We start from the raw sequence: 24,093 nt of genomic DNA, 5'->3' as shown, positions 1-24,093 counted from the left end.
CCCGCAGTTTGCGGCGCCCTGTGCCGCTGAGAGTAATGACTGATGCCATCAACTTCCCCTGAGACAATAATGCAGATGAGGCTGGCGGCCTTATCTACTGGTCTGCGTGAAGGGGGCATCTGCATCCTGAGGCAAGGTGCCGACCACCGCTTCGGCCTTGCTGAAAACGTGCCCCAGCAATGGCTACGGCAGGATTTGGTCGGCCTTGTGGAAAGCGATGCCCTTCCGGCCGAGATTGCTGCCGATTTCGTCACCGCACACAACCTCACTCGAAGTCAAAACCTGCGCCAGAACCTCAGTTTTGGAATGGGCACCGGATTGCGTCGCAGAGAATTTGCAATCGTCATGCTGCCCGACGTGGATGGCATTACCAGCGTCGTTACCGATGTAACCGAGGCGGTTGCCCGCGATCTGGCAATGACCACCCTGCTCCGCGAAGTCAGCCACCGCTCCAAAAACCTGCTCGCCATAGTGCAGTCAGTTGCCATGCAGACGGCGCACCACACGCGCGATGTCCAAGAGTTTCTCGACCGCTTCCGAGGTCGCCTGCACGCTTTGTCGAGCACACAGGATCTGGTGACCGAAAGCGACTGGCGCGGCACCTATTTGCAATCGCTGGTCATGTCTCAGCTCTCTCGCGTCGGCCCATCCGCCTTGGGCCACACCCGCGTGACCGGCGAGAACCCGCTGCTCGGACCCAACGCCTCACTGCATATCGGGCTGGCAATCCACGAACTGGCAGCCAATTCCATTCTGCACGGCGCCATGGCCGAGCACACTGCTGGGCACGTCTGGATCGACGCTCAACTGGTTGGCGCGCCCGGCTTGAAGGCCGACCTTGTCATCGAGTGGCAGGAAACCGGCCTTGACCTAGAGGACAGCACCAGGGAGCCGCGTTTCGGCTCGCTGATCCTCGAGCGGATCGTGCCGCTTTCCGTTGGCGGCACGGCCAGCTTCCGGATTGATACCACGACAGTAAACTATCGGCTGACCGTGCCGGCCGATCAGTTCGAGGCTTGAGCCGGTAGCATCGCGTCGATCCTTCCTGTCCAGTAATAGACTGCAAGGCCAATCCATTCCTTGATCGCGATGGTGGTCGTGTTGAGATTGTGCGGCGGGTTGGCAATGTCGAAGCCAAACCCTTCGAGCCCAGAGCTGCGGTAGTCGGTCGGCCACGCGATGACGTCGATGCCGACCTTGCGAAACAGGCCCACCGATCGCGGCATGTGGAAGGCCGACGTCACCAGCAGCGTTGTGCCAGTGCTGCTCCCGATCAGCGCCGCAGTCATCTCGGCATTCTCGTCGGTATTGCGGGACTCGCCCTCTAACACCAGCCGTTCCGGCGCCACGCCCATGGCGAGGAAAAACCGCTCGGCGGTGGTCGCCTCCGGCTCAAGATTGGGTTCTAAAACCCCGGCCCCACCCGAGAACACGATCTTGGCCTCTGGATAGATCAAAGACAGCGCCACCGCCTCCGTCAGTCGGTCCCCAGCATCGTTCAATTCCGCCGTGGCCCGCGCGGTGCTGACGCGCGCCAGTGTCGAGCCGCCAAGCACGATGATCGTGTCTACTGATGCAGGCATGGTCTCGGGCCGCGTAAAGCGATCCTCCAGTGGCCGTATCAGCAGGAAACCCAGCGAGGTGAACCCGCACAGCACCAGCGTCACCAGCGCCACCCCGCTCGCAGCCAATCCAAGCCGCCGCCGACCGAATGCCGACAGCACGATTCCGAGTAGAACCAGCACCGCCACAATGCTGAGCGGTTGCGCCAGAGCCCAGAAAATCTTCGACAACAGATAGAACATTGGGCCTCCGAACACGTCTGTGCTTCGATACCGCAGGGAATGATCACAGGCCAACAGCATTTCCGCTTGCTATCTCGCCCTGTTTTGCTTTTCTTGAGGGCGGTCAAGACTGTGAGCCTCATAATAAGGCAGTCGCCGGTCAGGAAGGCCCCGCCTTGGCGGGAAACAGGTGAATATGGCGCAAACTGCAACGGCCGTTGCCGAGACTTGGCCGGTCGTCTCGATCCGCGATCTGCACAAATCCTTCGGCGCCCTCGAAGTTCTCAAGGGCATCTCGTTTTCTGCGCGTGAAGGTGAAGTTGTTTCCCTGATCGGCTCGTCGGGGTCCGGTAAATCGACTCTGTTACGCTGCATCAACATGCTAGAAGTGCCAGACAGCGGCCTGGTCGCCATTGACGGCGAAGAGATCAAGCTGCGCGGAAATGGCCCAGATCGGCAAATTGCTGACGAAAACCAGATCCGCCGCATTCGCTCCGAACTCGGCATGGTATTTCAGAGCTTCAATCTATGGGCGCACCTGACAATTCTCGAAAACGTCATGGAAGCGCCGCTGATCGTTCAGAAGCGTAGCAAGGGCGAAGTGCGCGAAGAGGCGCTCGCTATGCTGGCCAAGGTCGGAATCCGCGAGAAAGCCGACAGCTACCCCAATCAATTGTCCGGAGGCCAGCAGCAACGCGCTGCCATCGCCCGCGCTCTCTGTATCAATCCCCGCGTCATGCTGTTCGACGAGCCAACCTCGGCGCTCGATCCTGAGCTCGAAGTCGAAGTGCTGCGCGTCATCAAGGTTTTAGCCGATGAAGGCCGCACCATGATCCTCGTCACCCACGACATGGAGTTCGCCCGCTCGGTCAGCGATCGCGTGATTTTCCTTCATCAGGGGCTGATCGAAGAAGAGGGCACGCCCGACCAGGTATTTGGAGCCACGCAATCGGCCCGCCTCAAGCAATTCCTCAACGCCGCTAACCACGATTAAGCGGCGCTGATGACAAGCCCGGTCCAACGGGCACAACAACAAGAACAATCAACGGAGAAACTGATGAAGAAGACAATTCTCGCCGCTGCCGCCATTCTGGCGCTCGGTTCGGCCGTACAGGCCCAGGACACCGTCCGCATTGCCACCGAAGGCGCTTACGCCCCCTGGAACTTCCTCAACGATGCTGGCGAGCCTGCCGGTTTTGAAATCGACCTCGGCAATGCCATCTGCGCCGAAGCCAAGCTGACCTGCCAGTTCATCCTCAATGACTGGGATTCGATCATTCCGAACCTGCTCGCTGGCAACTACGACGTGATCATGGCCGGCATGTCGGTGACCGACGAGCGCCTCCAGACCATCGACTTCAGCGACAACTACTTCCCACCAGATCCATCGCGTTTCGCTTCGATGGCAGGCGATGCCCCAGACTTCGCAAACCTGACCGGCGCCCGCATAGGCGTCCAGGGCGGCACCATCCAGGCCTCCTATGCCGAAAGCACATATGGCGCGACCAACACCGTCGTCGCCTTCAGCACCGCCGATCAGGCAATGGCTGACCTTGCTGCCGGCAACCTCGACACCATCCTAGCAGACGGCGCCTATCTCGAGCCAGTCGTGACCGCATCGGGCGGCGCCATCGAATTCGTCGGTGACGAAATCCTGATCGGCGATGGCTATGCCGCAGGCCTGCGCAAGGACGAAACCGAACTCAAGGGCAAGATCAACACCGCCCTCGCCGCCCTCAAGAAGGACGGCACCGTCGACAAGCTGATCGCTCAGTGGTTCGACGGCCAGGGCCCATACTTCGCCGAATAATCCAGCTCACCGGGGTGGGCGCTGCCCGCCCCGGATATCCTGAAAGACGTTCAATGCCCTTGCCCCGGATCGCCAGACTATGAGCGACGATATCGCCTTCTGGCTGAGCTACATCACAAACGGCAAGCACCTCACTTGGTATGCGAGCTTTCAGTTCACCATTTTTGCCGCCGTGGTGGGCGGTGCGCTGGCCGTGGTCTTTGGACTGATCGGCGCGACCCTCAAAAATTCACGCTTCTGGCCGCTGCGCCTCATCGGCTCGACTTATTCGGCCACGGTACGCGGCATTCCCGATGTGCTGTTCTTTCTGTTCTTCCCGCTCGCCTTCGAACAGGCTGTGGAATGGGTTGTAGCGACCCAAGTGTGCTCGCCCGAGGCTATCGCCGCCCAGACGGCCGCCTGGCCGCCCTGCCGCGAGGCAAACTGGCTGCTCGGCACCACTGAATACCTGATCCTCGCCTCGGTCTCGCTGGGTTTGGTCTATGGCGCCTTTGCCACCAACGTCATCCACGGCGCCATGCGCTCGGTGCCCAAGGGGCAGCTGGAGGCCGCGCGCGCCTATGGCATGAGCGCCCGCCAAGTGCTGTGGCGCGTTCATATCCGCCAGATGTGGGTCTATGCCCTGCCCGGCCTCTCCAATGTCTGGATGCTGATCATCAAGGCGACCTCGCTGCTGTCGCTGCTGCAGATCGCCGACATCGTCCTCTGGGCCGACCGCCTCGGCGCGCCCAACTTCCTGCCCGCCGTCGGCCTTGTCCATGACGACTGGCGCTGGCGCTATTACCTCGTGCTGTTCGTCTTCTATATTTTCGTGACCTTCCTCTCTGAGAAGGGCTTCAACGCCATCATGCGCCGTGCCGGTCGCGGTATCTTGAGCGAGGCCCGCTGATGGACGTATTTCTCAACGAGCTCAGCCTCTTTGCACCGGCCGTGGTGTTCAACATCTACTTTGCCGTGGCGTCCATTCCGCTCGGCTTCGTGTTTGCCGTGTTCCTGGCGCTCGGCAAGGCCTCGTCGAACCCGCTGATCTCTCGCCTCAGCCGCGGCTATATCTATGCCTTCCGGGGCTCGCCGCTGTTTATCCAGTTCTTCATGGTCTATTTTCTGGCGCTGTCGTTCAACATCGGCGTCTGGCGACCCATGGGCATCTCCTGGTTCGTGCTCCATCCGCTGTTCATCGGTCCGCTGGTGCTGGTGCTCAACACTGCCGCATATACCGCAGAGATTTTCTATGGTGCCCTGCGAGCGGTGCCACGCGGCGAAATCGAGGCGGCCCGCGCCTATGGCATGAGCCAGTCCCAGCAATTCCGGCAGGTCGTCTGGCCCAATCTCATTCGGCTGGCATGGCCCGCTTACACCAACGAAGTGGTGTTCCTCTTCCACGCCACGGCCATCGTCTATCTGGCACTGCCCGTCATTGGGCAGCAAAAGGACCTGATGATAACCGCCAAGGACCTGTTCCAGCGCGACTACAATGCGTTCCTGCATTTCTCGGTCGCCGCCCTCTATTTCATGGCGGTGTCGATGCTAGTGTTCTTCCTGTTCGGGCTGGTCTATCGCCGCCTGATGCGCCACATGCCAGCGGCGCCGCGCATGCGCTGGGCCCCCAAATGGCTACGCTGAGGACATCATGAAAATCATCGCCGATCTATGCCTCGTGCCGATGGGCGTCGGCCCCTCGGTCTCCGCCTACATTCGCGAAGTCCGCGCCATCATCGATGCGTCAGGGCTGAGCTACGACATGCATGCCAATGGCACCAATATCGAAGGCGAGATGGCGGCGGTCACCGCCACGGTCGAAGCGTGCTGTGCCCGCCTGCATGAACTGGGCGTGGAACGCATCTTCTGTACCATGTCGTTCTCTACGCGTAACGACAAAGCCCAGACCATGGCCGACAAGCTGACAGCAATCGCCTGATCAGGCGCGGATCGCGGTCAGCTTGGCGACGGCCTCATCCTTGAACTTCTTGCTCTGTGGCAACACGTGCGTCAGCATGTAATGCGGCAGATCGATGCTGTTGAGCGGGCGCGAGAAGTAGAAGCCCTGCAACTGATGGCAGGCGATGCCGGCCAGGAAATCGGCCTGTTCCCGCGTTTCCACGCCTTCGGCCGTGATCGTCAACTTGAGCGTTTTGCCCAGCGACGCAATGGTCTTCAGAATATCGCGCGCCACTTCGTCGTCGCTTGAAGCATCGACGAATGAGCGATCGATCTTGATTTTGTCGAACGGGAATTTGAGCAGATAGCTCAGGCTCGAATAGCCCGTGCCGAAATCATCCATGGCAATCGTCACGCCAAGCCTGCGAATTTCGGTCAGCTTCTCGACGACCTCATCGGGGTTTTCCAGCAACAGGCCTTCGGTGATTTCGATTTCGAGACGCTCTGGCGCCAGGCCCGAAATCGACAGCGCCTTGGTGACGACCACCGCAATATCAGACCGGCGGAAATGCTTGGCGGATAGGTTGACCGCGACCGTCATCCGCTCGGGCCAGCTCGCTGCCGCGAGGCAGGCCTGCTCGATAGTCCAGTCACCGATATCGACGATCAGATTGGACTGCTCGGCCACCGGGATGAACTCGGCAGGGGGCACCAGTCCGCGCATGGGGTGGTTCCAGCGGATCAGCGCTTCAAAGCCGACAGTGTGCTCATCCACCGCCGACACCAGCGGCTGGTAGTAAAGCACCAGCTCATCCTTAGAGAGCGCATCGCGAAGTTCGACTTCCAGCAGGCGTCGCTCACGCGCTTCGGAATCCATCTGGCTTTCAAAAAAGCGATAGACTGAACGCCCATCGGCCTTGGCGCGATAGAGCGCCAGATCGGCATTACGCAAGATCTGGTCTGGCCGCGTGCCATTGGCGGGTGCCATGGCAATGCCAATGCTGACGCCAATGCTTACCTGATCGCCGTCAATGATGTAGGGCCGCCCGATGTTTTCGATCAGCCGCAGGGAAAGCTGCGCCACGGCTTCTGCATTGCTGTTGGTGGAAACGATAATGGCAAACTCATCGCCACCAAGACGCGCCACCCAATCGGTCTCGCGCACCACGTCCTGAACCCGCTTTGCGACCTGCACCAGCAGCTTGTCACCTGCCAGATGGCCACGGCTGTCATTGACCAGCTTGAATTGATCGAGATCGAGATACAGCACCGAGAACGGCGTGCCATAACGCTCCAGCTTGGCCACACAGCTGTTGAGCTGCTCGGTAAATCTGGTGCGGTTCAACAGGCCCGTCATCGGATCATGATGCGCCAACGTTGTGATACGCCGCTCGGCAATCTTGCGGTCCGTAACGTCCGACCCAGTGCCGATATAGCCGAACGACTTGCCGGTTTCGTCAAAGGCCGGCTTTCCCGTCAGGTTCCACCAGCGTTCCTTGCCGTCTGCCATAACGCGAAGTTCGAGATCCTGGAACGTCTCCTGATTGGCGACCGCGGTTTCCATGCGCGCCATGATCGGATCGTCAGGCGGCGTGATATAGCGCATGAAATGAAGGAAATCGGCGCCAATCAGCGCGTCTTCCGAAACGCCTGTCGCCGCCGTGAAGCCGCCAGAAAGGCGATTGATGCCGCCGTCGCCGTCAAAACCCCAGATCCAGTCAGACGTGCTTTGTTCGAACTCCCGCAGCAACAGACCAATGATCTCGCGCTTGTCTTTCAGTGATGTTTCGGAGGCACGGTGAGCCACAAACGCCGCCGCATGCTTCAAAGTCATCACGATCATGGCGCAAACAATGCCAGTCGTCAGAAACGCCGGAGCCCAGATGTCCGGCGATGTCTGTAATCCCAAGACCGCCGTCAGCGCGCCGACAATGAGCGGAATGGCAAAGGCGGCGAGCGCCTGCGGATAGTTGACCAGCGCCATCATCGACACACAAAGCATGCCACCGACGCCGATGGTTGCGGCGGAGCGCGCCGCCGCGCTGCTCCCGAGCGGCATCAGGTTCAGCACGAGACCCCACAGACTGCCCAACAGAACCGCCGAAACCAAAACGCGCAGGACCGGGGACGGCGACGGCCCCTGATCGCGTCGGCGCTTCGATTTGATCACCAGACAGGTATTGTGCAGGCAGACCAAGTTGATGGCGCCCGTCGCAGCCACGACCGGCCAGAACGAGGCCGTCTGCCAGGTCAGCACCAGATAGACCACAGTCACCAGCACCGAGGTCGCGAGGATCGCTGGTGCCAGCCGGCTGATCGACCGCAATTGCTGGTTGAGCAGCTTTGCTCGTACATGTTCTGGCAGCCCGTCAGCGCCGATAGCGCTGTCGACGAAGCCGTTTACGAGGGCAATCAAGCCATTGAGAGGTGCGACACTCATATCCGCAAAGTGCACGTCAGCACTTAATTTTGCGTATGTACTTGCAACAATAGGAATACGGAATGTTGTCGCAGAAATAATCACCAAAAATAAACCGAGACGATTAATTCGATTTTCAAGTCGCGCTAAGTAGTTTCGCCCCAAGCAAGGGACAGAATGTCCGATGGAGAGCGATATGACCCTGAGATCCCGTCCGGTCCCGGAAGCCGCGCTGACTGGTAGTCTGCGCGATTTCCGTTCGCCCGAAGGACCTGACCTCATTGATCGTATTGCCGGATTTTACGATTGGCAGAACCTGCGCCGCGAGCACAATCTGTGGCCCTATGCCCGCTCGATCTCCACCGCGCCACAAGCCCATTGCGACGCGCAGAGCGACACTGGCGAGCCGTTCTCCGGCATCAATTTCGGCAGCCAGGACTACCTGAACCTGTCATCGCATCCAGCCGTCAAAGCCGCCGCCATCGACGCCATCAACCAGTTTGGCGTGCATAGCGCCGGTTCGGCCGCGCTGCTCGGCAACACCAGCTATTCGCTGCAGCTTGAACAGGCTATGTCGCGCTTTCTTGGCGACCGCGAAATCGTGCTCTACCCCACCGGCTGGGCGGCGGGCTATGGCGCTGTGCAGGCTATCGTTCGCCCGAACGATCATGTCATTCTCGATATTCTGGCCCATTCGTGCCTGCAGGAAGGCGCCAAGGCCGCAACGCAGAACGTGCACTTTCACGGCCATCTCAACCTTGAGGCGCTAGCCCGCAAACTCAGCCGCATCCGCGAAGAAGACAAGAACAACGGCATTCTGGTCGTGACGGAGAGCCTTTATTCGATGCATTCCGATACGCCCGACCTGCGCGCCATTCGAACGCTCTGCGATCAGTTTAACGCCATTCTGCTGGTCGATTGCGCCCACGACCTTGGCTCCGTCGGCGATGACGGCCTTGGCCACCTCGGCCTGCAGAACGCTATGGACGCCGTCGACATCATCGTCGGCAGCTTCTCAAAAACCCTTGGCTCCAATGGCGGCTTCGTCGCCGTCAAAGACAAGGCTACTTCGGAATACCTCAAATACTTCAGCGCCAGCCACACGTTCTCCAACGCTTTGTCTCCGATGCAGGCCGCCAGCGTTTTGGCGGCACTCACCATCGTCCGCTCGGAAGAAGGCCGTGCGCTACGCCGCAAGCTGATGGACAACATCGTCTATATGCGCGACGCATTGGCCAAGGCGGGCCTAGAGGCCATGGGCAACCCCTCGCCTATCGTCCCCGTCCGGCTGGGTGTCGAGGCCGTTGGCCGCTTTGCCAGCCGCAATCTGATGGATCTGGGCGGCATCGCCAATCTGGTCGAATACCCTGCCGTGCCACAGGGAGGCTCGCGCTTTCGCTTCCAGGTCATGGCGTCCCACACGCATGAGGACATCGATCAGGTCGTGGACATTCTTGCCAGGGCCATGCGGGAGGCAGATCTCGAATACCGCCTCGGCCATGAAGGCCAGTCCGATGAGAGACGGGCGCGCTCCATAGCATGACGTCCGCAGCACGATCCCTCAAACTCCTTGCGGTCGACGACGACGCCCCATCCGCCGAGCTCGTCGTGCGCGTGGCCGAACGCTGTGGCTATGACGCCTTCGCGACCTCTGATCCGCGTGGCGTGATTACGCTGGTGTCGGCGTTGCGCCCCGACGTCGTATCGCTGGACATCTCGATGCCCCATATCGACGCCATCGGGCTGTTCCGCCTGCTGGCCGAGGTTCACTATGGTGGGGAACTCATCATCGTCAGTGGGCAGGATGAGCAGACTCTGCGGATCGTGCAGCGCTCTGCCGAAGCGCTTGGGCTGCGTCGCCCGTCAGTGCATCAAAAGCCACTCGATTTTGCGCGGTTGCGCGAGGTTCTCAATCGCAACCGTCTGGTCAGCGCCGTCTAACAGGCAACCGGCCTAAACGAAATTCAGCGCCGCTTCCGGCGTCTTGGGACCAAGCACGGCCTGCATCTTGCCGAGCAGACGCGGCAGATCGACAGGCTTGGTATCAAAGTCGATGCAACCGGCCGCGAGCGCATTGGCCCGGTCGGATTCAAACGCACTCGCTGTCAGCGCAATGATCGGCAAAGCCGCCGTCTGCGGGTCGGCACGAATGCGCCGCGTCGCTTCGCAGCCATCCATTTCGCCTAGCCCAATATCCATCAGGATCACATCGGGCATCAGCGCCTTTGCAGCGGCAATGCCGCTAGGACCGTCTTCGGCAAAACGGATGGAAAAGCCGCGCCGTTCGAGGCGGCGCCCCAACACGTCGCGGTTGATCGGATTATCCTCGACGATGAGAACCAGAGCCATTTCTGCGTTGCTCCTTATTAGGCGTTTGCTGCTTTGGCAGGGGATCGACCACGTGTCGAAGCGAGTGCTGCAAAAGCAGCCCTGAGCTTTCCAGAATCGAGTGGCTTCACGACAATTCCATTGGCCCCAGCCGCCAGCACTCGGCCGCGATCGCTGAGAATGGAGATCATGAACACGGGAATATCGGCCGTTACAGGATCTGCACGCAGCGCCGCTAACACATCCCAACCATCAAATCCGGGCATCATGATGTCGAGAAATATCGCTGCCGGTTTGACGGTGCGGGCGATCTGCAGGGCCGACTGCGGCGCGTCGGTGCAAATCGGCGTGTAGTCCTCCCGAATGAACAGGCGCTCTGCGAGTTCAAGGAAGTCCCGGTCGTCATCAACAATCAGCACCCGCGGGCGCCGTTTCGGATTGGCGGTTTCACCGCCCGCAACCGCCGGACTGGCGTGTTCTTCCAGTTCCGCATCCTGCTCGGCGATAAAGGCGGCCTCATCGTCATCCACGCTACGCTGCACAGTTGGCGCGATCACCCCGGCAGGCAGCGGCGCCGGCAACAGGATGGTGAAACGGCTCCCCTCGCCCAGCTTGCTTTCGAGCTCGATCCGCCCGCCCATCAGGCGACAAAGGTTCTGGCTCAGGGAGAGGCCTAGCCCGGTACCGCCATAGACGGCAGCAATCTTGGCATTGGCCTGCGTGAAATTGGAAAACAGCACCTTCTGCTGATCCTCGGAAATCCCTATGCCGGTGTCGGCGACGACAATCTGCAGATTGCCTTCGGCCCGACGAACGTCGAGCGTGATCTGCCCGTTCTGGGTGAACTTGGACGCGTTCGACAGCAGGTTAAAGATCGCTTGCCGCAGCTTGGTGGCATCGGCATGGATCATCCCAAGATCGGCGCCGCGTTCAACCCGCAGGCTATTGGTGTTCTTGGCCGCCATCGGCCGGGCCGTGGACTCGACCTCATCGATCAACTGGTCAAGATCGACGTCATCAAGATGCAGCGCCATCTTGCCAGCCTCGATCTTGGAAATATCGAGGATGTCGTTGACCATGGCCAGCAGATGCTTGCCGGCGGCACTGATTTTTTGCAAATCTGCGATCTGCTCGCCACGCCCATCGAGTTCGGCGTCTTCGAGCAGAATTTCTGAGTAACCAAGCACAGCATTGAGCGGTGTGCGCAACTCATGGCTCATCTTGGCGAGGAATTCCGACTTGGCACCATTGGCGCGCTCCGCCTCGTCCTTGGCTGACGTCAGAGCCTTGAGTGTTGATTGATGGCGATCGACTTCCTTGATCAGTTCGGATTGGCTGTCCACCACGGTCGAATAATAGGCGGCGATCACGAAGACATAAATGCTCGAGCCCAGCGCCGACAGCACGCCCGCCACCACCATGTTCTCGACCGCGATGTGGTTCGGGAATGTGCCGTAGAGGTGCACGGCATAGAGCGTGGCAATGCCCACAGCGATCTGCAGCAGAACGAAGATTCGCGCCGTCCAGGTCGAGCCCAGATACATGAAACCCAGCAGCGGCGTCAGCACCAGCCAGACGAGGAAGGGCGAACTGGTGCCGCCGTAATTATAGGTCGCCCACAGGATGCAGAAGGTCAGGTTCAGCACCGACCCCATAGCCAGCTGCGTATAGGCGCCCGGAAACCGCTTCACCAAAGCCAGAAACGGCCAGAAGCCGTAAATCGATAGCGCCAGGATCAGCACATGCGGCATGGGCTGTGGATCGGCAAACCACAGCATCAGCGGGATGGGCGTGGCGATCAGTGGACCGAGCAGATGGCTGCCTATGAACATCTGCACGCGCTTGCGCTTGTGCAGATCGCTCTGCAGGTGGTCTGGAATGAACCAGTTCACCACCTTTTGAAATGTCGTCAGCATAGTCACTGGAGCCGCCTCGCGCCTCAATTTGAGGCTACAGGTTGGGCCTGACACTTTGAAAGTTCGTAAAGCGAACTGCGGAATATAAGCCTATTTGAGGAAATATTTGCGCCTCGCGACGGAATAATTGCTCTAGAGGCCCAGATTCGCGTGTTCCAGCGCGGCAAACACGCCCCGCAGTTCTGCCAGCCCCTTCATGCGCCCGATGGTCGGGTAGCCCGGTTGCGAGCGCCGACCCAGATCGTCGAGAATATCCTGCCCATGGTCTGGCCGCATCGGAATGCTGTGATCGGCTCGACCCGCCGCCCTGCGCTTCTTTTCTTCGCGCACGATTGCCGCAATCAGCGCCACCATGTCGGTATCGCCTGCCAGATGCTCGGCCTCGTAGAACGAGCCAAACAGGTGTTCGCTGTCGCGCTTGACGTTGCGCAGGTGCAGGAAATGCACCTTGTCGCCCAACCGCTCCATCATGCCGGGCAGATCATTGTCCGGCCGTGCGCCGAGCGAACCGGAACACAGCGTCATCCCGTTGGCCGGGCTGTCGACTGCGTCAAGAATGTGCTTGTAGTCGGCTTCGGTCGACATGACGCGCGGCAGACCCAGCAGCGAGAACGGGGGATCGTCCGGGTGGCAGCACAGTCGCAGGCCCAGATCTTCGGCGGTCGGCACGACGGCGTCGAGGAAGTCGACGAAATTGGCACGCAGCCGGTCGCGGCTGATATCGCCATATTCGGCCAGATGCGCGCGAACGTCATCGAGCGACATGGATTCCGTCGAGCCCGGCAGGCCCATGGTGACATTGCGTGCCAATTGCTTGCGCGCCGCATCGTCCATGCCGGCAAACCGCTTCTCGGCCTCATCAGCAATGGCATTGGTGTAGTCGGTCGCCGCACCGTGACGTTCCAGCACGTGAATGTCGAAGGCAGCGAAATCATTGATATCGAACCGCATGCACGAGCCGCGATTCGGCACGGTCCAGCGCAGATCGGTGCGGGTCCAGTCCAGCACTGGCATGAAATTGTAGCAGATGACCTCGATGCCGGTGTCGGCGAGGTGCTTCATCGAAATCTTGTAGTTCTCGATATGCTCATGCCAGTCATTTTTCTGCTTCTTGATGTCTTCCGACACCGGCAGGCTTTCGACCACATCCCAAGTGAGTCCCGACGGCGTGCCGTCCTTGCGGGTGGCAATTTCCTGATGACGCTTGGCGATTTCCTCAGGCGACCAGACCACGCCATTGGGCACATGGTGCAAGGCACTAACGACGCCCGTAGCGCCCACCTGGGTGATATCGTCGATACTGCACTGGTCCTTGGGACCGAACCACCGCCAGGTCTGCCGCACGTCAAGCACTCCTCATCTTGTATGGTAGGTCCTTGCCATATTCGCGAGAGGCGGAAAAGCCCTATTTGTCAGTGCTGGTGCTACCGAAGATCGCGGTCGTACACGAACTTGGGCATCTCCCACTTGTTGATGATGGCCAGCACGCGCAGCGGGAACCCGACCGCGATGGCCGCCAGCACAACCACGTCCGCATTGAGGCCGAAGATCAGGCCAAAATAGTAGATCGCCCCAGTGACGATCGAGACCGTGGCGTAAAGCTCGCCGCGAAACACCAGCGGCACGTCATTGCACAGCACATCGCGCAAAATGCCGCCGAAAATGCCGGTCACCATGCCCGCAACCAGCACGATCAGCGGATGGGCACCAACTTCCATGGCAATGGAGCAACCGATGATGGTGAAAACCACCAACCCCAATCCGTCCAGCAGCAGGAACGGCCAGCGCAGCCGGTCGACAAAGCGCGCGATGGCAATCGTGAACAGCGCTGCGCCGCATACCAACAGCAGGATATAGGGGTTTTCGACCCAATAGAGCGGGTAGTGGTTGAGGAACAGGTCGCGGATCGTGCCACCACCAAGCGCGGTCACACAGGCCAACAGGCACACCCCGAACCAGTCCATCTTGCGCCGCCCGGCCGCCAGCGCCGCCGTCATCGCCTCAGCCGTGATGGCGATGTAAAAGATCACGTCAAGCATGGCGCATCCTGTCGAAACCGGGTTGTCCCGCGCCACGTTAGCGCAAGATAGTGTGACGTCCAGTGAGAGCCGCCATGCGTCAGCCCAAATCTGTCAAAAGCCTTGAAGCTTTAGGCCGCGTTCAACTCAGCGAAAACTTCTTCCTGCGCGATTTCCTGCACTCCGAAATCGCTATCATGCATGGCTTTACCAACTTCCCTGAAGACACGGATCTGGCCATCAAGACCGGCACAGTGCTGTGCGAAACCCTGCTCGAACCTCTGCAAGCGCGATTTGGCAAGATCTCGATCCGCTCAGCCTATCGGTCGCCCGAGGTCAACCACTTCGGCAATATCAACAAGCTCAACTGTGCCAATAATGAAGCCAACTATGCCGGGCACATCTGGGATCATCTCGATGCCGATGGCCGCATGGGTGCCACAGCTTGCGTCGTGGTCAACCGTTTCGTGCCCTACTACGAACGAACCGACGATTGGGAGGCGATGGCGTGGTGGGTACATGACCATTTGCCGTACCACGACATGGAATTTTTCCCGAAGCTGGCGGCGTTCAACCTGCAATGGCGCGAGGAACCGGTGCGGTCGATCTCAAGTTACATTCCGCCGCGCAGAGGCAAGCTGACCGGGCCCGGTATGGATAACTGGGCCGGGCAGCATGATGTGGCTTATGCGGGGATGCTGGCGGAGATTGGGTGACGGCGAGGAAGCAAGAATGCCCCAACCTGGCCTCCCCCTGAAAAGTGGGAGGAATAGATCGAGTTTGGGCACCGTCTCGGAAATTCACCGGCCAAATTCCTCCCCATATCAGGGGGAGGTTAGGTGGGGTATCCCCTACAAAAAATCCGCCCGATGCGGTGTAAACACGTCGATCAAGCGCCCCTTTTCGAGCGCCACGACACCATGCACAAGGTTCGGTGGCACGATGAAGCTACCGCCGGTGCCGATGATCTCGGTCACACCATCGATGGTCACTTCGAACGAGCCCTCTGCCACATAGCTCACCTGAATATGAGGATGGCTATGCAGAGCACCGACCGCGCCTTTGTCAAAGCCAAACTCGACCTGCATCAGTTCCGGCACATGGATCAGCACACGGCGCGTATTGCCGGGGGCCAGAACGGTTGCTTCGCCCTCGTTCGCCTGTGCGAACAGCTTTTGGTCAGTCATCAGATTACCTCGCGAGCCATCCGCCATCCACGGGGATGACAGCGCCATGCATGTAGTTGGAGGCCGGAGCCAGAAGGAACACCGCTGCATCCCCGATATCGGAGGACGCGCCCCAGCGACCGGCGGGGATGCGTCCCAGGATCGACGCAGAACGGTCCAGATCGGCCCGCAACGCTTCGGTATTGTTGGTTTCGATATAGCCGGGCGCAATGGAATTCACGTTGACGCCCTTGGCGGCCCACTCATTGGCCAGCAGGCGCGTGATCCCCAGAACGCCGCTTTTCGAGGCAGTGTAGCTGGCGACACGAATGCCGCCCTGAAAACTCAGCATCGAAGAGATGTTGACGATGCGGGCGCCACGACCCGCTTCGATCGCCTTTTTGCCCAGCGACTGGCAGAGGAAAAACATCGTCTTGAGGTTGATGTCCATCACCTGATCCCAGTCTTCTTCGGTGAAGTCGACCGCATCGGCGCGCTTGATGATGCCGGCATTGTTGACCAGCCCGTCGATGGGGCCATGCTCGGCCCAAGCCGTTTCAAACATCGCTTGGGCGGCTTTGGCCGAACCGAGATCGGCGCGCACTTCGACAAAGTCTGCGCCCTGCCCCGCCATCAGCGATGCGGTCTCTTCCATGCTGGAGCGACCAACGCCGATGACGCGGCCACCTGCGCGGCCGATGCTGAGCGCAATACCCTGACCGATGCCTGTATTGGCACCGGTCACCATCACGGTCTCTCCGCTCAGCGAAAATGCAGAGAGATCGGTCACAGCAGTTCGTCCATGCCGATCTTTTCAGCGTCGGTGTAGTCGATATTGTCGCCGGCCATAGCCCAGATGAAGGTGTAAGAACCGGTGCCGGCGCCCGAATGGATCGACCATGGTGGAGAAATCACGGCTTCTTCATTGCGTACGATCAGGTGGCGGGTCTCTTCGGGTTCACCCATCAGATGCATCACGAAGGCATCGGGCTGCAGATCGAAATAGAGATAGGCTTCCATGCGACGGTCATGCACGTGGGCTGGCATCGTGTTCCACACAGAACCCGGCGCAAAGCTGGTGAGGCCTACGACCAGCTGGCAGGTCTTGACGCTGTCAGCGTTGACGAACTGGAAGATCGACCGCTCGTTGGCCGTCTGCTGGCTACCCAGATCCAGGCGCTTGGCATCGCTCTGCTTGATCAGCGTTGTGGGGTGGGTGGCGTGTGCCGGCGCACTCAGCAGGTAGAACTTGGCACCCTGCCCAGCAAATTTCACGTCCTTGGCGCCCATACCGACATAGAGCATGTCGCGCGAACCGACGGCATAGTCCTTGCCATCGACCGTGATGGTGCCCGCTTCGCCGATATTGGCGGCGATCAGCTCACGGCGTTCGAGGAAATAGGCGGTGCCGGTTGGCTTGATGGTTTCCAGCGCCAGCGGCGACGCGCCGGGCACTGCGCCACCAACGGCCATGCGGTCGTAATGGGTATAGGTCCAGTTGATGGCACCTTCGGCAAACAGGTCATCGATCAGAAAATTCTCGCGCAACTCGCTGGTGTTCATGGTCGAGGCGCTCACCGGGTCAATGGCGAAGCGAATGTCAAAATCGGTGGTCATAATTCAATCCTGAATGGCAGAGGGCTGCTCGCGCAGCCGGTTGCGGTAGCGGTCCTGGCTCAGCGACAGATGGTGTCGCATCGCCTCGCGCGCGGCATCGGGGTCCTGCGCTGAAATGGCTCGCAAAATGGTGAGGTGCTCTTGCTGTAGTCCCTGCTGGTACTCGTATGTGAGGACGCTTTCCGTGCCCCAGGGGGAGGCCACGTCGCAGGGGATGGTGCGGCTGCCCAATCCGTCCAGCACCTCGATATAGAACGGATTGTTGGTGGCGGCCGCGATGGCGCGGTGGAAGGCAAAGTCGGATTTCCCGGTCGGAATACGCAGCTTCAGCAGCCGGTTGAACTCGTTCCAGGTCTCGTGGATCGCCGCTTCCTGGCTGGTGCTGCGTCGCACAGCGGCGAGACCGGCCGACTCGATCTCGATGCCCATGCGCACTTCGAGCACATTGATCGCGACTGAAATCTTGTTGGAGCGCTCGGCGCCGATCGAGCTGAACGGCGTGGCAGCATTGCCCACCACAAAGACGCCCGCACCCTGGCGGGGCTCGACCAGACCGTCAGCAGCGAGCGCCGCAATGGCCTCGCGCACAACGGTGCGGCTGACGCCGAAAATGGTCGTCATCTGATGTTCGGTGGGCAGCTTGCCGCCCACCCGATATTCGCCCGCGCTGATCCGCTTCCGCAACGTGCCGACGACAAGGTCGGCAAGCTTGGGTTTGCGGTTCGGCGCGACGATGTCGTCATTCAAGCTCATGCTAGCCCCTGAACAAGGCTGGCAGCCACAGCGACAGCGCGGGGATGTAGGTCACAAGACCAAGCACCACCAGACCTGCCGTATAGAACGGCCAGATGCTGCGCATGGCTTCCCACACCGTTATCTTGCCCACCGCGGCGGCCACGAACTGCACGGGACCCAGCGGCGGCGTATTGAGGCCAATACCAAGGTTGAGGATCATGATCACCCCGAAATGCACCGGATCAACACCGAAGGCCTTCACCATCGGTAGGAAGATCGGCGTCGTGATGATGATCAGTGGCCCCATGTCCATGAAGGTGCCGAGCAGCAGCAAGAGGATGTTGATCATCAGCAGAACCATCAGCGGATCGCTAGAGATGGCTGCCATGCCGGCAGTCAGGATCGTTGCGACCTTGAGGTAGGCCATCAGCCAACCAAACGATGCCGCCGCGCCGATGATGAACAGCACCATGGCGGTGGTCCGCACGGCGCCGAGCACCGAGTGGACGAACTCTTTCCAGCTCAGCGAACGATAGACCAGCAGCGTCACGAAGAATGCGTAGAGCACCGCGATGCACGAGCTTTCCGTCGCCGTGAAGATACCCGAGCGCACGCCGCCAAAGATGATGGCGATCAGCATTAGGCCTGGAATGGAGGCGACGAAAAAATAGCCGACCTTGCGGAAGCCCTGGAAGGCCTCGGTTGGGTAACCACGCTTCACCGCCACGATATAGGCCGTGATGCTCAGTGCCCCTGCCAGCAGCAGGCCCGGAATGATGCCTGCCGTGAACAGGTCAGCGATCGAAATGTTGCCGCCGCCCGAAAGCGAATAGATGATCATGTTGTGGCTGGGTGGCAGCAACAGCGCGATCAGTGCTGCCATCGAGGTCACGTTCACCGCATAGTCGGCGCCATAACCACGGGCCTTCATCTGCGGGATCATGATGCCGCCAACGGCAGCCGCTTCGGCCACAGCCGAGCCCGAGATGCCGCCAAACAGCGTCGAGGCGGCGATATTGACCTGCCCCAAACCGCCGCGAACATGGCCGATCATCGAGCCGGCAAACTGGATGATGCGGGCAGCGATACCGCCGCGCATCATCAGGTCACCGGCAAAGATGAAGAACGGAATGGCCAAGAGGCTGAACGCCGAAACGCCGGAGTTCAGCTGCTGAAACACCACGATAGCCGGGCGCCCCAGAAAGATAATGGTCAGAAAGCTCGCAATGCCGAGACAGTACGCGATCGGCGTACCGATCATCATCATGACCGTGAAGGAACCGAAGAGAATCCAATATTCCATAAGCCTCAGGCCTCGGTAATCGTTGGGTCTGCGGCGACGTCGTCGACGGGCTCGCCGGCAAGGCGCAGCAAAAAGCGCTCAAGGGAGAACAGGCACATCAACACGCCGGAGACGACGATGGGGAAATAGGTGAATGCGGTCGGCAGGCCCAGAACAGGGATACGTGTCGACCAGAACCGGATGGCGAGTTCGCCGCCATACCAGACCATGCCAAAGGCAAAACCGAAGATGAGGACATCGCTGATGCCCCGCAGCCAAGGCTTGGCGCCGGGTGGAAGGATATAGAGCAGCACGTCAAACCCCATATGGAAGTTCTCGCGCACGCCCACCGCAGCTCCGAGGAAAATGAACCAGGTCATGATCATGATCGAGCCAGCCTCGGTCCAGGCCGGGGAGTTATTGAGCACGAAACGCATGAACACCTGGTAGGCGACGATAACGGTCATGGCGACCAGGCCGATGCCTGCCAGCCAGAGCGCAGTATTGGAAATCAGCCCCAGAACGCGGCTGATGGGCAGAAGCCTGTCTCTCACGACGTGTCTCCCGGTGGCCACGGCCACCACGCAAGCAAGAAAGGCCGGCGCATGACGCGCCGGCCCGCTCGGATGGATTATTCAGTGGCCTGAATACGGGCGACCAGATCCTTGAGCGCTGGATCGGTAACGTACTTGTCGTAGACCGGGCCCATTGCATCGATGAAGGGCTTCTTGTCGACTTCGTTGATCGTCGCGCCAAGTGCTTCAACAGCGGCACGCGATTCAATTTCCTTGGCGGCCCAAAGCTCGCGCTGAATGGCGACCGATTCCTTGGCAGCTTCACGGAACAGCGTCTGGTCTTCTGGCGTCAGGCCGTCCCAGACAACCTTCGAGATCACCAGAACTTCTGGCACCATCAGGTGTTCGTCGAGCGAGTAGAACTGCGCAACTTCGGCGTGACCAGCAGTGTCATAGCTTGGGAAGTTGTTTTCAGCGCCATCGAGAATGCCCGTCTGGATTCCCGAATAGACTTCGCCATATGGCATTGGGGTGGCGTTACCGCCAAAGGCCGCAACCATGTCCACGAAAATGTCGGACTGCATCACGCGCACCTTCATGCCGGCCATGTCGGCTGGCGTCGTGATGGGCTTGGAGCTGTTGTAGAACGAGCGCGCGCCGCCATCGTAGAAGGCGAGTGCAACCACACCAACATCGTCAAATGCGGCCAGAATTTCTTCGCCGATCGGGCCATCAAGCACGTGGTGCATGTGGTCGGCCGAGCGGAAGATGTAAGGCAGCTGCGTAACGGTAGCGGCTGGAACCTGGGTGTTGAACGCGCCGATCGAGATGCGGTTCATGTCGATCACACCGAACTGGGTCTGCTCGATGGTGTCCTTCTCTTCGCCCAGCTGGGACGAGTGGAACACTTCAACCGAGTAACGACCGTCGGTCTTCTCGCTGAGGATCTCGCCGAAAGCCTTCACCGCTTCAACGGTTGGGTAGCCATCGGGATGGGTATCTGACGAGCGCAGCACGGTCTGGGCGCTGGCAGTCGAAACCATAAGGGATGCAGCGACGAGCGCAGTCGCCGCCAGTTTAGGCAGATGAAACATTGGTGTCCTCCCAATTGATGACACCGACAGGCCCGCTTCATGGGGCCATTCTTGTCGATGCCGTTGTTGCGCGATCGGGTCTTCCCACCCCTTCGCTCAAGCCCACCATCGTCCCTCTGGACTCGGCACAAGCTTGGTGCTCAAACTAGTATGGAAGTCAAAAAGACAAGTCAACATACAATAATTCTAGATTTGTATGATGACTTTGGCTGCGTTTGGGAGAATTGTCCACGCTGGCTTCGCGGCTAAAAAGCCGACGAGCGGCCTTGGTTGGGAGCCGAATATCCGTGCGCTGCCGGTCAGGTTCCTGATTTTATCAGGCGGCGGCGAAGTGGGGATATCCGGCAAAGACCGGCTCAACTCGGAGCCTTATCCCGCAAAAAAGCGCCGCCGGGATGGACCCGACGGCGCTCAAAAATTGCAGTACGTTGGACCGAAGCCCCTAGATCATCAGATGTGGATGGCACCATCGCCCAGCGACAGCGCCGCTTCGCGCACGGCTTCCGAAAGCGTTGGGTGCGCGTGGGTCGAGCGCGCCAGATCTTCGGATGAGCCTGAAAATTCCATCAGCACGACCAGCTCGTGGATCATCTCGCCGGCATTCTTGCCAACGATATGAGCGCCCAGAACGCGGTCGGTGTTGACGTCAGACAGGATCTTCACAAAGCCCTGTGTCGCCAGCATCGCCTTGGCGCGGCCATTGGCGGTGAAGGGGAATTTGCCGACCTTGTACTCGGTGCCTTCAGCCTTGAGCTCGTCCTCGGTCTTACCGACCGAAGCGATTTCAGGGTTCGTATAGACCACTGCAGGCATCACGCCGTAGTTCACGTGACCAGCCTGGCCATTGAGAATCTCAGCGACGGCAATGCCCTCGTCTTCGGCCTTGTGCGCCAGCATCGGTCCGGTGATCACGTCGCCAATGGCGTAGATGCCATCAACGGAAGTCTTGTAGTGCTGGTCGACGCGCACGCGACCACGCTCGTCCAGCGCCACGCCGACGAGATCAAGGCCGAGACCTTCGGTGAACGGCTTGCGGCCGATAGCGACCAGCGCCACGTTGGCATCGAGAATTTCGACTTCGCCGCCCTTGGCGGGTTCGACGCGGACCTTGAGCGAACCATCGTCCTGCTTGTCGATACCGGAAACCTTGCTCGACAGCTTGAACTCAACGCCCTGCTTCTGCAGCATGCGCTGGAACTGGCGGGCCACTTCGCTGTCCATGCCGGGCAGGATGCGGTCGAGATATTCAACCACAGTCACCTGGCTGCCCAGACGTGCCCAGACCGAGCCAAGCTCGAGCCCGATGACGCCAGCGCCGATCACCACCAGCTTGGCAGGGACCTTTTCAAGGTTCAGCGCACCAGTCGAGGTGACGATGGTCTTCTCGTCGATCTCAATGCCGGGCAGGCCGGCCGACACCGAACCCGTGGCAATCACGATGTTCTTGGTCTCGATCTCGGTCGTCGCGCCATTCTGTGGCGTCACATGCACCTTGCCGGGCGCGGCAATGGTGCCGATGCCGCGGAAGGCGGTTATCTTGTTCTTTTTAAAGAGATAATCCACGCCGCCAACATTGGCCGCAACCGTTTCGGTCTTGTGGTTCATCATCTGGGGCAGGTTCAGGACCGGCTTTGGTACATCGACGCCGAGCGCCTTGAGGCCATGACCGGCCTCTTCAAACATCTCGGACGCGTAAAGCAGCGCCTTGGATGGAATGCAGCCGATGTTCAGGCACGTACCGCCATGCGTCGCCCATTTTTCCACCACGGCAACTTTCATGCCGAGCTGGGCCGCGCGGATCGCCGCAACGTAGCCGCCTGGGCCTGAGCCGATGATGGTGAGGTCGAAAGCGTCTGCCATTTTATGCCCCGAAACTGATTAGTGCTGTTTGTGCGAAGGCCACACGGACCGCGAGCACGCTAAAGGTAATGCCGGTCACACGATTTAACCACCGGCGAAAGCGGAAAAACCCTACTCTATCTGCGGTTGTCTTAAACAAAGCGGGGACCGATGCGAACCGGGCAATAAGCATGATGCCCATTCACGTCACGACTGCGTCCGGACGCGACGCGTTGATACGCGTTTTCAGCATCAGTCCGGCAAACTCTAGCCATCCGAAGTTCATCAGGGCACCGCAGCAGTATTGCGGTCCATCCGTTACACCAGCATTCCCCGCCGGGCAACGCAGCACGCCGATATTATCAGCGCCGCGTGAGGGTGGGGATTACTGTGAGGCGATTTCCTGGGCGCGGGACAGGGTGGTGGGCAGCGACTTGTTGATGTCGAGCGCGCCGCTTTCGACCTGTTCGAGGAAGGCGCGGCAGAACACGGTCTTGTCGTCAGCCTGATTGAAGGCGCTCATGATCTGCGTGCCGCCATAGGTTTCAGCCGCTTTTTGCTGGCCTTCGCTGGCGCCCCCAAGCCGGAGGACGACGCGATCGGCCAGATCGAGGAAGCCGATATTGCGCAGGTACCAGTTGTCGTTGGCGACCTTGTACTCGTTATCCAGCCCGGTGTTCTCGTAGCAATGGGTGGTCATGGCCGAGACGATGGCCTTGGTGCCGTGAAAGGCCATGAGTTCGCCGATCAGCCGCGTGTCTGCCGTTTCTTGTGCGTTGGTTGTAGGAATAAAAGCTGCGAGCCAGACGACGGCGATAACCAATGGGCGCAAGAGGCATTCAACTCCGAGACAAAAAAACAGACCATCTGCCCCACCGCATCTGCGCCAGATGCGTTAACACACTGTTAGCATCGAGCGTGTCCCACATCACGATTATGCTAACCTTTGGTGGTGGTTAAGCAGATGTCCGTTGCCTGACACAGCAATGCGGCCATTTCTAGGATGCAACGCCCAATGGGCGGTCACATTAATGACAGAAGCGGTCAGCTAGATCGGTTGCAGCTTCGCCATTGCGCGATCCGTCGGTAACGATCAAAACCGTGTCAGAGATCGCCGAAAGGATGCGCCATGTCGCTCGCCACCACACGCCTCAAATGTGCCTGCGGCCAGTTCCAACTTGACGTGATCGGCGAGCCCATCATCAATGCCGAGTGCCATTGCACCAGCTGCCGCGAGGCCGGGGCGCGGCTGGCCAGCGTGCCGCCAGCCTTTCCGCTGCGGGAGCCGAACGGGGGGACCCATTACGTCCTCTACCGCAAGGATCGCGTCCGCTTTCCCGACGGTACCGACAACCTTGCCCAGTTTCACCTGACGCCCACCTCGCCGACGAGGCGCGTGCTGACCAAGTGCTGCAACACACCCGTATTCACCGAATTCAGCAGCGGCCACTGGCTGAGCCTTTATGCCGGGCTTTGGGCCGGACGGCCCCTAGCCCCGCTCGACCTGCGCACGCAGACTGGCAACGTGCCGCCCGACGTTCAGCTGACCAACGATGTTCCGGCCGGCGCCATGGCCACGGCGGGCTTTTACGCCAGACTGCTCGTCGCCTGGCTCGCCATGGGATTCAAAGTGCCTGCCATAGAGATCACTGGCGACATCAAGGCCTGATACCGGCGCAAACAAAAAGGGCG

25 protein-coding genes are annotated in these 24,093 nt (G+C 59.9%); 10 read left to right on the top strand and 15 right to left on the bottom strand.

Annotated features, from left to right (window positions below):
- Nucleotides 1-69: 69 nt before the first annotated feature.
- Nucleotides 70-1,020 (top strand): sensor histidine kinase, encoded by a 951-nt coding sequence (locus ABIE28_RS02165; RefSeq protein WP_354059705.1) that lies wholly within the window; start codon nt 70-72, stop codon nt 1,018-1,020.
- Here ABIE28_RS02165 and ABIE28_RS02160 read toward each other — a convergent pair.
- The gene (locus ABIE28_RS02160; RefSeq protein ID WP_354059704.1) at nt 1,005-1,805 is read right to left on the bottom strand and encodes a YdcF family protein; all 801 of its coding nucleotides are present in this window, start codon (nt 1,803-1,805) and stop codon (nt 1,005-1,007) included. The two genes, ABIE28_RS02165 and ABIE28_RS02160, sit on opposite strands and share 16 nt — an antisense overlap.
- A 175-nt stretch (nt 1,806-1,980) precedes the next feature.
- On the opposite strand from ABIE28_RS02160, the gene ABIE28_RS02155 reads away from it, so the two are divergent.
- The 5 genes from ABIE28_RS02155 (at nt 1,981) to ABIE28_RS02135 (ending at nt 5,512) form a co-directional block, all read left to right on the top strand.
- Entirely contained in the window at nt 1,981-2,778 is a 798-nt protein-coding gene (locus tag ABIE28_RS02155) for an ABC transporter ATP-binding protein (protein WP_354059703.1), read from the top strand.
- 63 nt (nt 2,779-2,841) lie between these two features.
- A complete protein-coding gene (locus tag ABIE28_RS02150; protein WP_354059702.1) occupies nt 2,842-3,594 on the top strand; it encodes a transporter substrate-binding domain-containing protein in 753 nt (250 codons plus the stop codon).
- A 79-nt stretch (nt 3,595-3,673) separates the two neighbouring features.
- Nucleotides 3,674-4,483 (top strand): ABC transporter permease subunit, encoded by an 810-nt coding sequence (locus ABIE28_RS02145; protein ID WP_354059701.1) that lies wholly within the window; start codon nt 3,674-3,676, stop codon nt 4,481-4,483.
- On the top strand, nt 4,483-5,217 hold the full coding sequence (locus ABIE28_RS02140) for an ABC transporter permease (RefSeq protein WP_354059699.1): 735 nt from the start codon (nt 4,483-4,485) through the stop codon (nt 5,215-5,217). The genes ABIE28_RS02145 and ABIE28_RS02140 overlap by 1 nt, the downstream gene beginning before the upstream one ends.
- Nucleotides 5,218-5,224: 7 nt before the next feature.
- A complete protein-coding gene (locus ABIE28_RS02135; protein ID WP_354059697.1) occupies nt 5,225-5,512 on the top strand; it encodes an MTH1187 family thiamine-binding protein in 288 nt (95 codons plus the stop codon).
- Here the strand turns inward: ABIE28_RS02135 and ABIE28_RS02130 are convergent, their stop codons facing one another.
- Nucleotides 5,513-7,912 carry a putative bifunctional diguanylate cyclase/phosphodiesterase gene (locus tag ABIE28_RS02130; RefSeq protein WP_354059695.1) on the bottom strand — a complete coding sequence of 800 codons (2,400 nt, stop codon included), beginning with the start codon at nt 7,910-7,912 and terminating at the stop codon, nt 5,513-5,515. It abuts the gene before it with no gap.
- Between the two features lie 175 nt (nt 7,913-8,087).
- Here ABIE28_RS02130 and ABIE28_RS02125 point away from each other — a divergent pair, with 175 nt between their 5' ends.
- Nucleotides 8,088-9,434, top strand: a complete 1,347-nt coding sequence (locus tag ABIE28_RS02125) for an aminotransferase class I/II-fold pyridoxal phosphate-dependent enzyme (RefSeq protein ID WP_354059693.1) — start codon at nt 8,088-8,090, stop codon at nt 9,432-9,434.
- Nucleotides 9,431-9,832 carry a response regulator gene (locus tag ABIE28_RS02120; protein ID WP_354059691.1) on the top strand — a complete coding sequence of 134 codons (402 nt, stop codon included), beginning with the start codon at nt 9,431-9,433 and terminating at the stop codon, nt 9,830-9,832. The genes ABIE28_RS02125 and ABIE28_RS02120 overlap by 4 nt, the downstream gene beginning before the upstream one ends.
- Before the next feature lie 12 nt (nt 9,833-9,844).
- Here the strand turns inward: ABIE28_RS02120 and ABIE28_RS02115 are convergent, their stop codons facing one another.
- The 4 genes from ABIE28_RS02115 to ABIE28_RS02100 form a co-directional block, all read right to left on the bottom strand.
- The gene (locus ABIE28_RS02115) at nt 9,845-10,240 is read right to left on the bottom strand and encodes a response regulator (protein ID WP_354059689.1); all 396 of its coding nucleotides are present in this window, start codon (nt 10,238-10,240) and stop codon (nt 9,845-9,847) included.
- A 17-nt stretch (nt 10,241-10,257) separates the two neighbouring features.
- Entirely contained in the window at nt 10,258-12,135 is a 1,878-nt protein-coding gene (locus ABIE28_RS02110) for an ATP-binding protein (RefSeq protein WP_354066384.1), read from the bottom strand.
- Between the two features lie 132 nt (nt 12,136-12,267).
- Nucleotides 12,268-13,479 (bottom strand): mannonate dehydratase, encoded by a 1,212-nt coding sequence (gene uxuA / locus ABIE28_RS02105; protein WP_354059687.1) that lies wholly within the window; start codon nt 13,477-13,479, stop codon nt 12,268-12,270.
- Nucleotides 13,480-13,559: 80 nt separating this feature from the next.
- Nucleotides 13,560-14,174, bottom strand: coding sequence for a trimeric intracellular cation channel family protein (locus ABIE28_RS02100; RefSeq protein ID WP_354059685.1), 615 nt, complete (start codon nt 14,172-14,174; stop codon nt 13,560-13,562).
- 74 nt (nt 14,175-14,248) lie between these two features.
- Here ABIE28_RS02100 and ABIE28_RS02095 point away from each other — a divergent pair, with 74 nt between their 5' ends.
- Nucleotides 14,249-14,869, top strand: coding sequence for a hypothetical protein (locus ABIE28_RS02095; protein ID WP_354059683.1), 621 nt, complete (start codon nt 14,249-14,251; stop codon nt 14,867-14,869).
- Between the two features lie 135 nt (nt 14,870-15,004).
- Here ABIE28_RS02095 and ABIE28_RS02090 read toward each other — a convergent pair whose 3' ends face one another.
- The 9 genes from ABIE28_RS02090 to ABIE28_RS02050 form a co-directional block, all read right to left on the bottom strand.
- Complete coding sequence (locus tag ABIE28_RS02090; protein WP_354059681.1) at nt 15,005-15,340, bottom strand: cupin domain-containing protein; 336 nt, start codon at nt 15,338-15,340, stop codon at nt 15,005-15,007.
- A gap of 4 nt (nt 15,341-15,344) precedes the next feature.
- Nucleotides 15,345-16,067 carry a 2-dehydro-3-deoxy-D-gluconate 5-dehydrogenase KduD gene (gene kduD, locus ABIE28_RS02085; protein ID WP_502913421.1) on the bottom strand — a complete coding sequence of 241 codons (723 nt, stop codon included), beginning with the start codon at nt 16,065-16,067 and terminating at the stop codon, nt 15,345-15,347.
- Nucleotides 16,068-16,105: 38 nt separating this feature from the next.
- The gene (gene kduI, locus ABIE28_RS02080) at nt 16,106-16,936 is read right to left on the bottom strand and encodes a 5-dehydro-4-deoxy-D-glucuronate isomerase (protein WP_354059677.1); all 831 of its coding nucleotides are present in this window, start codon (nt 16,934-16,936) and stop codon (nt 16,106-16,108) included.
- A 3-nt stretch (nt 16,937-16,939) separates the two neighbouring features.
- Complete coding sequence (locus ABIE28_RS02075; protein ID WP_354059675.1) at nt 16,940-17,689, bottom strand: FadR/GntR family transcriptional regulator; 750 nt, start codon at nt 17,687-17,689, stop codon at nt 16,940-16,942.
- Nucleotide 17,690: 1 nt separating this feature from the next.
- Nucleotides 17,691-18,974, bottom strand: a complete 1,284-nt coding sequence (locus ABIE28_RS02070) for a TRAP transporter large permease (protein ID WP_354059673.1) — start codon at nt 18,972-18,974, stop codon at nt 17,691-17,693.
- 5 nt (nt 18,975-18,979) lie between these two features.
- Nucleotides 18,980-19,507: a TRAP transporter small permease gene (locus ABIE28_RS02065; RefSeq protein WP_354059671.1), complete on the bottom strand. Its 528-nt coding sequence runs from the start codon at nt 19,505-19,507 to the stop codon at nt 18,980-18,982.
- Nucleotides 19,508-19,584: 77 nt separating this feature from the next.
- On the bottom strand, nt 19,585-20,562 hold the full coding sequence (locus ABIE28_RS02060) for a TRAP transporter substrate-binding protein (protein ID WP_354059669.1): 978 nt from the start codon (nt 20,560-20,562) through the stop codon (nt 19,585-19,587).
- Between the two features lie 450 nt (nt 20,563-21,012).
- On the bottom strand, nt 21,013-22,422 hold the full coding sequence (lpdA, locus tag ABIE28_RS02055) for a dihydrolipoyl dehydrogenase (protein WP_354059667.1): 1,410 nt from the start codon (nt 22,420-22,422) through the stop codon (nt 21,013-21,015).
- 364 nt (nt 22,423-22,786) lie between these two features.
- Complete coding sequence (locus tag ABIE28_RS02050; RefSeq protein ID WP_354059665.1) at nt 22,787-23,233, bottom strand: hypothetical protein; 447 nt, start codon at nt 23,231-23,233, stop codon at nt 22,787-22,789.
- A gap of 297 nt (nt 23,234-23,530) precedes the next feature.
- Here ABIE28_RS02050 and ABIE28_RS02045 point away from each other — a divergent pair, with 297 nt between their 5' ends.
- Nucleotides 23,531-24,070 (top strand): GFA family protein, encoded by a 540-nt coding sequence (locus ABIE28_RS02045; protein ID WP_354059663.1) that lies wholly within the window; start codon nt 23,531-23,533, stop codon nt 24,068-24,070.
- The last annotated feature ends 23 nt before the right edge of the window (nt 24,071-24,093 follow it).

Source organism: Devosia sp. 2618 (assembly GCF_040546815.1).
Lineage (GTDB): Bacteria > Pseudomonadota > Alphaproteobacteria > Rhizobiales > Devosiaceae > Devosia.
The sequence above is the reverse complement of the archived record's forward strand: the minus strand, read 5'-3'. Positions and strand labels throughout refer to the sequence as shown.

Excerpts from the sequence above, each read along its gene's own strand:
- ABIE28_RS02165 (WP_354059705.1), top strand. The coding sequence starts at position 70 with ATGCAGATGAGGCTGGCGGCCTTATCTACTGGTCTGCGTGAAGGGGGC.
- ABIE28_RS02160 (WP_354059704.1), bottom strand. The coding sequence starts at position 1,805 with ATGTTCTATCTGTTGTCGAAGATTTTCTGGGCTCTGGCGCAACCGCTC.
- ABIE28_RS02155 (WP_354059703.1), top strand. The coding sequence starts at position 1,981 with ATGGCGCAAACTGCAACGGCCGTTGCCGAGACTTGGCCGGTCGTCTCG.
- ABIE28_RS02150 (WP_354059702.1), top strand. The coding sequence starts at position 2,842 with ATGAAGAAGACAATTCTCGCCGCTGCCGCCATTCTGGCGCTCGGTTCG.
- ABIE28_RS02145 (WP_354059701.1), top strand. The coding sequence starts at position 3,674 with ATGAGCGACGATATCGCCTTCTGGCTGAGCTACATCACAAACGGCAAG.
- ABIE28_RS02140 (WP_354059699.1), top strand. The coding sequence starts at position 4,483 with ATGGACGTATTTCTCAACGAGCTCAGCCTCTTTGCACCGGCCGTGGTG.
- ABIE28_RS02135 (WP_354059697.1), top strand. The coding sequence starts at position 5,225 with ATGAAAATCATCGCCGATCTATGCCTCGTGCCGATGGGCGTCGGCCCC.
- ABIE28_RS02130 (WP_354059695.1), bottom strand. The coding sequence starts at position 7,912 with ATGAGTGTCGCACCTCTCAATGGCTTGATTGCCCTCGTAAACGGCTTC.
- ABIE28_RS02125 (WP_354059693.1), top strand. The coding sequence starts at position 8,088 with ATGACCCTGAGATCCCGTCCGGTCCCGGAAGCCGCGCTGACTGGTAGT.
- ABIE28_RS02120 (WP_354059691.1), top strand. The coding sequence starts at position 9,431 with ATGACGTCCGCAGCACGATCCCTCAAACTCCTTGCGGTCGACGACGAC.
- ABIE28_RS02115 (WP_354059689.1), bottom strand. The coding sequence starts at position 10,240 with ATGGCTCTGGTTCTCATCGTCGAGGATAATCCGATCAACCGCGACGTG.
- ABIE28_RS02110 (WP_354066384.1), bottom strand. The coding sequence starts at position 12,135 with ATGCTGACGACATTTCAAAAGGTGGTGAACTGGTTCATTCCAGACCAC.
- ABIE28_RS02100 (WP_354059685.1), bottom strand. The coding sequence starts at position 14,174 with ATGCTTGACGTGATCTTTTACATCGCCATCACGGCTGAGGCGATGACG.
- ABIE28_RS02095 (WP_354059683.1), top strand. The coding sequence starts at position 14,249 with ATGCGTCAGCCCAAATCTGTCAAAAGCCTTGAAGCTTTAGGCCGCGTT.
- ABIE28_RS02090 (WP_354059681.1), bottom strand. The coding sequence starts at position 15,340 with ATGACTGACCAAAAGCTGTTCGCACAGGCGAACGAGGGCGAAGCAACC.
- kduD (WP_502913421.1), bottom strand. The coding sequence starts at position 16,067 with ATGGTGACCGGTGCCAATACAGGCATCGGTCAGGGTATTGCGCTCAGC.
- kduI (WP_354059677.1), bottom strand. The coding sequence starts at position 16,936 with ATGACCACCGATTTTGACATTCGCTTCGCCATTGACCCGGTGAGCGCC.
- ABIE28_RS02075 (WP_354059675.1), bottom strand. The coding sequence starts at position 17,689 with ATGAGCTTGAATGACGACATCGTCGCGCCGAACCGCAAACCCAAGCTT.
- ABIE28_RS02070 (WP_354059673.1), bottom strand. The coding sequence starts at position 18,974 with ATGGAATATTGGATTCTCTTCGGTTCCTTCACGGTCATGATGATGATC.
- ABIE28_RS02060 (WP_354059669.1), bottom strand. The coding sequence starts at position 20,562 with ATGTTTCATCTGCCTAAACTGGCGGCGACTGCGCTCGTCGCTGCATCC.
- lpdA (WP_354059667.1), bottom strand. The coding sequence starts at position 22,422 with ATGGCAGACGCTTTCGACCTCACCATCATCGGCTCAGGCCCAGGCGGC.
- ABIE28_RS02045 (WP_354059663.1), top strand. The coding sequence starts at position 23,531 with ATGTCGCTCGCCACCACACGCCTCAAATGTGCCTGCGGCCAGTTCCAA.